General features: G+C 72.0%; 13 protein-coding genes. 5 read left to right on the top strand and 8 right to left on the bottom strand.

Annotated elements, in window-relative coordinates:
* The first annotated feature begins 26 nt into the window (after positions 1–26).
* On the top strand, positions 27–959 hold the full coding sequence (gene opcA, locus AB4039_RS09230) for a glucose-6-phosphate dehydrogenase assembly protein OpcA (protein WP_442270471.1): 933 nt from the start codon (positions 27–29) through the stop codon (positions 957–959).
* Here opcA and AB4039_RS09225 read toward each other — a convergent pair.
* Positions 908–1,381 carry a cupin domain-containing protein gene (locus AB4039_RS09225; protein WP_266840492.1) on the bottom strand — a complete coding sequence of 158 codons (474 nt, stop codon included), beginning with the start codon at positions 1,379–1,381 and terminating at the stop codon, positions 908–910. The two genes, opcA and AB4039_RS09225, sit on opposite strands and share 52 nt — an antisense overlap.
* Before the next feature lie 119 nt (positions 1,382–1,500).
* Entirely contained in the window at positions 1,501–2,085 is a 585-nt protein-coding gene (locus AB4039_RS09220) for an HhH-GPD-type base excision DNA repair protein (RefSeq protein WP_442270470.1), read from the bottom strand.
* A gap of 130 nt (positions 2,086–2,215) precedes the next feature.
* Between AB4039_RS09220 and AB4039_RS09215 the strand changes: the two genes are divergently transcribed.
* Entirely contained in the window at positions 2,216–3,040 is an 825-nt protein-coding gene (locus AB4039_RS09215; protein WP_266840495.1) for a VOC family protein, read from the top strand.
* A 71-nt stretch (positions 3,041–3,111) separates the two neighbouring features.
* On the opposite strand, the gene AB4039_RS09210 is transcribed toward AB4039_RS09215, so the two are convergent.
* The 4 genes from AB4039_RS09210 to AB4039_RS09195 form a co-directional block, all read right to left on the bottom strand.
* Positions 3,112–3,837, bottom strand: coding sequence for a hypothetical protein (locus AB4039_RS09210; protein WP_266840496.1), 726 nt, complete (start codon positions 3,835–3,837; stop codon positions 3,112–3,114).
* A 13-nt stretch (positions 3,838–3,850) separates the two neighbouring features.
* The gene (locus tag AB4039_RS09205) at positions 3,851–4,966 is read right to left on the bottom strand and encodes a helix-turn-helix domain-containing protein (protein ID WP_442270469.1); all 1,116 of its coding nucleotides are present in this window, start codon (positions 4,964–4,966) and stop codon (positions 3,851–3,853) included.
* 282 nt (positions 4,967–5,248) lie between these two features.
* On the bottom strand, positions 5,249–5,956 hold the full coding sequence (locus AB4039_RS09200; protein WP_442270468.1) for a hypothetical protein: 708 nt from the start codon (positions 5,954–5,956) through the stop codon (positions 5,249–5,251).
* Between the two features lie 101 nt (positions 5,957–6,057).
* Complete coding sequence (locus AB4039_RS09195) at positions 6,058–6,423, bottom strand: ATP-binding protein (protein WP_266840502.1); 366 nt, start codon at positions 6,421–6,423, stop codon at positions 6,058–6,060.
* Between the two features lie 141 nt (positions 6,424–6,564).
* Between AB4039_RS09195 and AB4039_RS09190 the strand changes: the two genes are divergently transcribed.
* The 3 genes from AB4039_RS09190 to AB4039_RS09180 all read left to right on the top strand — a co-directional run bounded on the left by AB4039_RS09190 (position 6,565) and on the right by AB4039_RS09180 (position 8,168).
* Positions 6,565–7,416, top strand: coding sequence for a helix-turn-helix domain-containing protein (locus AB4039_RS09190; protein WP_442270467.1), 852 nt, complete (start codon positions 6,565–6,567; stop codon positions 7,414–7,416).
* Entirely contained in the window at positions 7,413–7,607 is a 195-nt protein-coding gene (locus AB4039_RS09185) for a DUF397 domain-containing protein (RefSeq protein ID WP_442270466.1), read from the top strand. Before AB4039_RS09190 ends, AB4039_RS09185 begins: the two co-directional genes overlap by 4 nt.
* Before the next feature lie 141 nt (positions 7,608–7,748).
* Positions 7,749–8,168, top strand: coding sequence for a TOBE domain-containing protein (locus AB4039_RS09180; RefSeq protein ID WP_266840505.1), 420 nt, complete (start codon positions 7,749–7,751; stop codon positions 8,166–8,168).
* On the opposite strand, the gene AB4039_RS09175 is transcribed toward AB4039_RS09180, so the two are convergent.
* Positions 8,169–8,462: a hypothetical protein gene (locus AB4039_RS09175; protein ID WP_051840249.1), complete on the bottom strand. Its 294-nt coding sequence runs from the start codon at positions 8,460–8,462 to the stop codon at positions 8,169–8,171. It abuts the gene before it with no gap.
* Between the two features lie 297 nt (positions 8,463–8,759).
* Complete coding sequence (locus AB4039_RS09170; RefSeq protein ID WP_442270465.1) at positions 8,760–9,077, bottom strand: hypothetical protein; 318 nt, start codon at positions 9,075–9,077, stop codon at positions 8,760–8,762.
* Between the last annotated feature and the right edge of the window lie 104 nt (positions 9,078–9,181).

Below are 9,181 nucleotides of genomic sequence, written 5' to 3'. Positions count from 1 at the left end.
CCGCCCGGCGCTGACAGACTCGGGGCATGCGGACCGAACTGACCGACACCACGTCCAGCAAGATCGCCCGAGCGATGCTCGCCGCACGCCGAGCCATCGGCAGCCCCACGATGGGGCTGGTCCTGACGCTCCTCGTGGTCACCGACGAGGAGAACGCCTACGACGCCGTGCGCGCGGCCTCCGAAGCCTCCCACGAGCACCCCTGCCGGATCATCGCCGTGATCAAGCGGACCTCGCGCGGCCCGCAGCGGCGGCACCGGACCCGCCTCGACGCCGAGCTGCGCGTCGGCTCGGACGCCGGGTCCGGGGAGATCCTGCTGCTGCGCCTGCAGGGCGACCTCACCTCGCAGGCGGGCTCGGTCGTGCTGCCGCTGCTGGTGCCGGACGCGCCCGTGGTGGCGTGGTGGCCCGCCGAAGCCCCCGCCGACCCGGCCCGCGACGACCTGGGCCGCCTCGCGCAGCGCCGCATCACCGATTCCCAGGCGGCCGCCGACCCCGTCGGCGTCCTCGCCGCGCGCGCCGCCTCGTACGCCCCCGGGGACACCGACCTGGCCTGGACCCGGCTCACGCCGTGGCGCTCGCTGCTGGCCTCCTCCTTCGACCAGAAGGTGCTCCCGGTCACGGGCGCGGCGGTGGAGAGCGAGGCCGACAACGCGAGCGCCGAGCTGCTGGCGCGCTGGCTGGAGGACCGGCTGGGGGTGCCCGTGGAGCGGGTCGCCACCGAAGGCCCGGTCATCACCCGGGTCCGGCTGGAGACGACCGCCGGGGAGGTACGGGTCGACCGGCCGGCCGGGGTCCTGGCGCAGCTGGTGCTGCCGGGGTGGCCGGACCGGAAGGTCGCCCTCAAGATCCGCAGCAGCGCCGAGCTGCTCGCGGAGGAGCTGCGCTGGCTCGGCGCCGACGAGGTCTACGCCTCGGCGCTGCGGGTGCGGCCGGCCCAGGCCTCGCTCTCCGCGTAGTGGTTGTCGTAGGTGGGCTGGCTGTCGATGATGTCCTGCACGGTGGCCTCGCCCGCCCGCACCCGGCCCAGGAGCCGGTAGTAGTCGAAGCGCCCCATGCCGGGCGTGAAGCCGACGAAGACCTCGGCCGTCCGGCCGGCGGCCGGGGCGAACGCGTGCTTCACGCCGGGGGCGATGGTGATGAAGTCGCCCTTGGACAGGGTGTGGACCTCGTCGCCGACGAGGACGTCGAGGTGTCCGTCGGTGACGTGGAAGAACTCCGTGGCCTTGGTGTGGAAGTGCACCGGGGCGCCGGCCGCGCCGACCTCGAAGCTCGCGGTGTTGCAGGTGAGTTCGTCGGTGTCGGTCAGCAGCGTGATCAGGCTGCCGGGACCGTCGGAAATGATCTCGGCGGTAGCGGCGCGGGTCAGGTTGTCGGTCATCTCGCGAGCCTACGCGGGGCCGCTTCCCCGGGGCGGAGCCGTGACCGGAGTCTGTCAACTCCCGCCCCCGTCAACCGGTCCGTCCCCCTCCGGCCCCGGCCGGGGAACGGCCGCCGCTCCTACGCGGTGCCCTTGGCGGCGGCCTTCCGCGCCTGCTTGTACTCCCGGACCTTCGCCAGCGACTCCGGCCCCGTGATGTCCGCCGCGGAGCGGTACACGTTCGCCGGTCCGTAGTCCCCGGCGGCCTCCCGCCAGCCCTTGGGACGGACGCCCAGCCGCTTGCCCAGCAGCGCGAGGAAGATCTTCGCCTTCTGCTCGCCGAACCCCGGCAGCGCCTTCAGCCGCCCCAGCAGTTCGGCGCCGCTCGCCGCGTCCCGCCAGACGGCCTCCGCGTCCCCGCCGTAGTGCTCCACCAGGTACGCGCACAGCTGCTGGATCCGCTTCGCCATGGACCCCGGGTACCGGTGCACGGCGGGCTTCTGCGACAGCAGCGCCGCGAAGGCCTCGGGGTCCATGGCGGCGATGGCGTCCGCGTCGAGGTCGTCGGCGCCGAGCCGCTGCGCGATCGTGTACGGCCCCGAGAACGCCCACTCCATCGGCACCTGCTGGTCCAGCAGCATTCCGACGAGCGCGGCGAGCGGGCTCCGTGAGAGGAGGGTGTCGGCCTCGGGCTGCTGCGCGAGCCGGATGGTGATGTCGTCCATGGCTCCAGCCTCCCCCGCCCCGGGCCCCCGCGCGCGGTCGGCGCGCGGTTGTCAGACCCCCCGCCTAGCGTGGGATCCGACAGGCAGTGGATGCGTAGTGGACGAAGCACGACACAGGAGTCGATCGACCATGTCCGATTTCCCTGAAGGCGCCCCGTGCTGGGTGGACGCGATGTTCACCGACGTTGAGGCCGCGAAGGAGTTCTACGCCGACGTGCTGGGCTGGACCTTCGGCGATGCCAGCAGCGAGTACGGCAACTACACCCAGGCCTACTCCGGGGGGAAGGCGGTCGCGGCAGTGGTCCCGCCGATGCCGGGGGGCGAGGCCTCCTCGCAATGGTGTCTGTACTTCGCCTCGCCGGACGCGGCCGCCACGGCCGAGAAGATCAGGTCGGCGGGCGGCGAGCTCGTGATGGAGCCGATGCAGGTCGGCACCTTCGGCACGATGGCCATCGCCAAGGAGCCGAGCGGCGCGGTCTTCGGCGTCTGGCAGCCGGGTGAGCACAAGGGCTTCGAGAAGCTCGGCGAGCCCGGTGCGTACGCCTGGGCGGAGGTCTTCAGCCGGGAGCCGGGCAAGGCCGACGGGTTCCTGGAGAAGGTCTTCCCGTACGAGTCCCAGCAGATGGAATCGGGCGGTGAGGACTGCGACGATCCGAACGCGGCCGGGATGGACTTCAAGGTCTTCAGCCTGGGCGGCAAGGAGAACCCGGTGCTGGGCCGGATGAAGATGGGCGACGAGTTCCCGCCGGAGATCCCGTCCTACATCCAGGTCTACTTCGGCGTCCCGGACTGCGACGAGGCCGTCGCGAAGACCCAGGCACGGGGCGGGAGGCTGCACTTCGGGCCGATGGACAGCCCCTTCGGCCGCTTCGCCGCGGTCACGGACCCGCAGGGTGCGGCGTTCGCGGTGATCGACATGTCGACGACGTCCGGGGAGATGCCGAAGTTCGGCTGAGCCGAACGGTGCACCGGGGCCGGCCGGCGGGGTCGGCTCGCCGGGTCGGTACGCCGGGTCAGTTCGCCGGGTCAGTTCGCCGTGGCCGCGCGGTACGCGGCCACGGCGGCCGGGAGGACGGCCTCCACCCCGGACCGCGGCTTCTGCGCGACCGTCTTCTGCACCATGAGGATCACGTCGCCCTCGCGGACGAACGCCCGCTCGCTGACGTACGGGTCGGGATCGCCGGGCAGGGCGGACGCGATCCGCAGCACCAGGCTGTCGTCCGCCGGGACGTCGGCTGCCGTCACCGACAGGCTCTCCTGCACGGTGGTATCGCCGTCGAGGGCGGTGGCGTAGGAGGGGCAGCGCTGCGCGGCGCCGCGTATGTCGGCCATGACCTCGGCCGCCCGGCCGGGTGCGTACCGGTCGAGGGCCTCCTGGCCGAACCAGCCGTCGTCGTCGGGTACCTGCTCCAGCCCGACCGCCACGTCCTCCACGGGGCGGGCGTGAGCCGTCATGAAGGAGTCGACGCCGAGTTCGGAACACGGCATCGACGCGATCGTGACGGTGGAGGCGGGGGCGTGGGGTGCGGCGGTCGTGGTCGAGTTGACCTCTGCCGTCAGCAGCCGGAAGCCGGGCGGGAGTTGGGCCTGCGTCAGCAGCCCGCCGCGCAGCCGGTCCCGCGGGGGCGCCGAGCCTGACGGCGCGGGCGACGCTACGGACGACGGCGGGCCGGCCGGTGACCCGGCGGAGCAGGCCGACGTACCGAGGACCGCCATGACGGCCACCGCCCCCGCGACATGCCGAGCGCGCACGGTTCCGCCCCCCTCAGATGTGTGGTGGCCCACCCTCGCACAAGGCCGTCGCGGCCGTTCTCGCGGCGTCCCCTCCCCCGGATGGCGGCGGATCTCCGGCGCAGTCCCGGCAGGTGCCGGGGGTCGGGCTGCGGAAGGCGCGGTCGCAGTGCGGGCAGGTCTGGAAGGGGTCGGGGGGCGCGTAGGCGGGCCGTCTGGACTCCGCTTCCAGGACCGGGGGGAGCTGGGCCTTGAGGCGGTGGGCGATCAGTCCGGCCGGGTTGGTGAGCGGGTGGGGGATCCGGGCCGTCAGCGCGGCGGTGATCCCCTCCGTGCTGGCGCCGCGCTCCAGCCAGACCTCGACACCGTCCGCGAGGCGCTCGATGTCCCGCTGCCCGAGGAGCAGGCGGTGGTCGACGCGGCGCAGTCGCGCGAGCAGGGTCATGGCCGCCCGGCGCCGGGGTGAGGGAGGCTCGGGCCCGGGGTCCGGCCCGGGCTCCGGCTCCGGGGCGGCTACGCACGGCGGCTCGGCCTGCTGCGGCTCCGGTTCGGGCTCGGGTTCGGGTTCGGGCTCGGGCTCGGGTTCGGGTTCGGGCTCGGGCTCGGCCTCAGGCTGCGGCTCCGGTTCGGACTGCGGCTCCGGTTCGGGCTCGGGCTCGGGTTCGGGTTCGGGTTCGGCCTCAGGCTGCGGCTCCGGTTCGGGCTCAGGTTCGGGTACCGGCTCGGCCTCGGGCATCGGGGCGGGCTCTGGTTCCGGGTCTGGTTCCGGGTCCGGGTCCGGGTCCGGAGGGGGAGGCGGGGTGGCGACGGCCGCCTTGGGGTGGTTGTAGGAAGTCGTTCGGGTGACGAAGCGGCCGTCGGGGCCCTGCTCACGGATCCGCTTCAAGTAGCCGTGGGCCTCCAGTTCGCGGAGCGCGGAGGCGATCCGGATTTCGCCCTCGGGGGCCTGCCTGGCCAGTTCCTTGATACCGATGGGCGTTCCGCGCCGCAGCGACTGGATGTACGCGCCCAGGCCCCTGGCGGTGAAGCTCATCTTCGGATTCTGGATCAGGTGGTTGCCGACGACGGTGTACCGGGTGGTGTGCCGGACGTTCGAGTGATGAACGCCGTACGGCAGGCGCGGAGGCGCGCTAAGGTGCTGGAGAGCCATGGGGAAGGGGCTGATCTTCCTTGTTGGTCAGGCCCTCGGCCGGGATTGCCGTCCCGACGGGGGCCGTCTCATTTCTGGGGGTTGTCGGGGCGAGCATATGCCCCACAACCCCTGCCGAATCCAGCTGAGTTGGACTTGTTCACCCGTGTGAGTGAGGGCGCCTCCGCGGGGAGGCTGGTGGGGYTGGGCGCGGTTCTTTCCCTGGGTACTGCGAAGCAAAAGAAACGTACGGGCCCACCGGGTCGTGGAGGAACGAAACTCGGCGGGCGGCCCCGATCAGCCTCAACGCGAGGGCAGTTGGTCGTACGTCTTGAAGGTGTACAGCGCGGACAGGGTGATCGTGTTGCCGGTGCCGGCCGGGAGGCCGAGGCGGTCGTTCACGAGACGGGTCAGCGGGCCGCAGCCGCTGGCGGCGGGGGCGGTGAAGGTGGTGTCGGTCGCGGCGAACTTGATGACCGGCGGGTTCTTCGAGATCCACTCCGACGTGCCCACCCGCTTGAGGCGGATCTCGATCGGGGTCTCGCCGCCGCCGATGACGCAGCCCCGGGGCAGCAGGGGGCTCACGACGCGGTAGCGCAGGGTGAACAGGCCCATGTGGTCGCCGACCGAGTAGAAGTCGGACCGGCCGCCGTACTCGGGCTGGAGGGAGAGCGGGATCCTGCCGGCCAGGCCGCCGGGGACGGCGGTCGGGTCGCTGCGCAGGGCGCCCCAGACCTGGCCGTTCGTGCCGTCGGGCAGCGGTCCCTCGGCGTGGGTGATGGTCATCGGGGCCAGCTCGGGGAGGTCACGGCTCCCGAGGCGCAGCGATCCGGTGGCGGTGAGCACCTCGCACTTCCACCGCGCGGCGTCGACCCCGGCGGGGATCGCCGGGCAGTCGGTGAAGTCGTACGAGGGCGCCCCGGCGGCGAGGGCGGGGGCGACCGCCAGGCTGGCGAGGGCGGCGGCGAGGGCGAGGGAGGCGGCTGCGCGGCGGAGCGTGGTCGTCTGCATGACCCCTACGGTGCCGCCGCGCGCCGTGCGGCGGCACCGGGGAAGTCCCCCGCCCGACCCTGAGGCGCCCCGGGGCGGCCGTCAGGGCCAACGACCTCGTGTCAGCTGCCGAGTTCGGCCCATACGGACTTGCGCGGGACGGGCCCCTGGGAGCTGCCCCAGCGGTTCGAGAGGGCGTCGACGATGGCCAGCCCGTACCGGGGCTCACCGGGCGGCTCGTCGCCCCGGCTGTCGTGCACCTCGACCCGTACGCGGCCCCCGTCGATGACGCTGAGTTCCAGCCGGAAGTCCCGCCCGGGGACGCGGCCGTGCGTGACGGCGTTGGCGCAGAGCTCGGCGACGACCTGGGCGACGTCCTCGAAGGGCAGTCCCCAGGACCGGAGTTGCTCGACGACGAGCAGCCGGGCGAGACGGGCCGCGCGGGGGTTGGCGGACAGCTGGAGGGTGCAGTGGAGATGAGCATTCATGTCACGCAGCGTGGCTGAGCGTGCTACCTCTGTGAAGTGAATCGGCCCGTCCGTAGAAGGTCTGTCCAGTGCTTGTCCAAGCCTGTCCAGGCAGTCCGAACCGGGCTCGCGGGTACGGCCTGTTGGTGGAGGTGGGAGTGAATGGGCAGTGACGGGTTCGAAGAGCACAGCTGGTCCGTGGACCCGGGGGACGCGCAGGGCGTAGCTGTGGTCACGGCGCTCGGCAGGCAGATGCGGGCGCGGAGGGAAGCGCTGGGCATGCGGGTGGCCGAGCTGGCGACCCTCATCGGCTACGGCGAGGACCTGATCTACAAGGTCGAGGGCGGCAAGCGGATCGCCAAGCCGGAGTATCTGGACCGGGTGGACGAGGCGCTTAAGGCCGGCGGCCTGATCAAGGCCATGAAGGAGGACCTGGTGGGAGTCCGATATCCGAAGGAGGTCCGAGCGATCTGGAAGATGGAAGGCCGGGCGATCGAGGTCTGCCACTACAGCACGCACAACATTGCCGGCCTGCTTCAGACCGAAGCCCACATGCGGGCGCTCTTCGAATCGAGGCAGCCCTCGTACACGGCGGAAGAGGTGGGGCATGGTGTGGCGGGACGGATGGCGCGGCGGTCCATCTTCGAGCGCGTGCCCGCACCTGCCATCACCATGGTGCAGGAGGAGGCCTCGCTACGGCGCCGCATCGGAGGCACAATGGTCTGGCGGCAGCAGCTTGAACGAATCCTGGAAGTAAGCGAGTTGCGCAGCGTCACGGTGCAGGTGATGTCGATGGACTGCGAAGTTCACGCTGGTATGTCGGGAAGCATCGAGCTGCTGAAGTTCGCGGATGGTACGGGGGTGGGACGTTCCGAGGGCGCGTTCTACGGTCGGACCATCTCCAGCCGCAAGCAACTCCAGGTGCTGGAAATGCAATACGGGAGGATCCGATCCCAGGCTCTGACACCAGGGGACTCTCGGGTCGTCATCGAGAAATTGCTGGGAGAGACATGATCCGCGCTTCCGAACTGCTCTGGTTCAAGAGCAGCTACAGCACCAACAGCAACATCAACGACTGCGTCGAGGTGGCCACCACCCCCGGCACGGTGCACGTCCGGGACTCCAAGGCCGTTCCCGGCCCGCAGTTCGCGGTCAGTGACACCGCCTGGGCCGGCTTCGTTTCGTACGCCTCTGACCTGGGATAACCGCAGGAACCAGCCGTGTGGGTGGTTCTGGTTCGCGGATGCGAGGGGCTGAAGAAGGGTCAGGGCGGGGCCGCATAGCGTCGATCCCGTGCGGTTCGTCCCGGGCCGCGCGAGGTGTCTACGTAAGGGGTCGAACCGCCCATGAGCCTGAGCATCCGCAACCAGATCGCCGGAACCGTCACCGCCGTCACCGCCGGGGAGGCGATGGCGACGGTCAAGGTCCGCCTGGAGGGTGGTCAGGACATCACCGCCGCCATCACCCTCGACGCCGTCAAGGACCTCGGCCTCGCCGCCGGGTCCTCCGTCAAGGCGCTGGTCAAGGCCACCGAGGTGGCCCTGGCGACCGGGCCCGTCGAGGGGCTGTCCATCCGGAACCAGATCGCCGGGACCGTCGTCGGCATCGCCGCCGGGCCGGCCATGGCCTCCGTCAAGGTCGACGTGAACGGCGGCGGGCTGACCGCCGCGATCACCGCCGACGCCGTCGAGGCCCTCGGCCTGGCCGCCGGTTCCTCCGTCGTCGCGCTGATCAAGTCGACCGAGGTGTCCCTCCAGGCCGCCTGATCATTGGATGAAGATGCTCCGGCCGTGGGCGACGGTGACCTGGCCCGGGAGGACCGGGTGGGTCACGCGTCCGTCGCAGGAGGGACCCGACCAGACGAAGGCGACCTCGTCGGTGAAGTTCGCGACCTCCGACGGGGCGAAGTCGCCCAGCGGGTAGCAGCCCGAGGGGTCCTGGTGGGGTGCGCGGTCGATGAACAGGACCCCCTGGGCCGCCTGCGCCGTGCCCGGGGTGGTGAGCGCCAGCATCGCCGCCGCCGCGCACGCCCCGAGGACCTTCGCCGTGCCTCGCATCATGTGTTCGCCTCTTCCTTCAGGAGCGATCCATTCCGTCACCGACGGTATGGGTAGGGTGACGGTGTGTGATACGGCGTGCGGGGGTGAAGGAGGGGCGCGTGGATCTTCAGGCAACGCTCGACCGGCTCGTCGCGACCGGCGCCGAGAGCGGGCTCCAGGTGGCCGCGTACCGGCGCGGCGGCCGGGGGGGCGGAGGCGTACGCGGGCGTTCCCGGATCGGGGGCGCTGATCCATTCCTTGATCCGGGCCGCCGTGCGGCCGGTGAGCACCAGGTCGTGCGCCGAGTCGCCCGCGCGTCTAGCGGGCCGCGCCGCCGGGCTGCCGGTGCCGGCCCGAGAACTGGCCCGCCACCATCACGACCAGTCCGGCCACCAGCAGCGCGCCGCCCGTCAGGGTGCCCCACAGCCGGGTGCCGGGGTCGTCGATCCCCAGCCCGGCGAACACCTGCCAGCACAGGGCGAAGGCGGTGAGCAGCTGTCCCCAGCCGTAGAGGCGGGGGCTGCGGATGTGGCGCCTGTTCATGGGGAGCACCCAGCCGCGGGTGACCGCCGCGGTGCCGGAAGCGGCGATGAGCAGGGCCGGGACCGTCACGGCCAGGGCGAGGTAGGGCTTCACGGTCTCTCCCGGGCACCGGCGCCGGACCCGCGCCGGACGTCGGCGCGATCATGGCATTCGCCGGCCGCGTGTGTCTACGGGCCTCCCCCCGGGCCCCCGGGCCG

It is taken from the genome of Streptomyces sp. M-16 (assembly GCF_052114405.1).
In the GTDB taxonomy this organism is placed as follows: Bacteria; Actinomycetota; Actinomycetes; order Streptomycetales; family Streptomycetaceae; genus Streptomyces.
The sequence above is the reverse complement of the archived record's forward strand: the minus strand, read 5'-3'. Positions and strand labels throughout refer to the sequence as shown.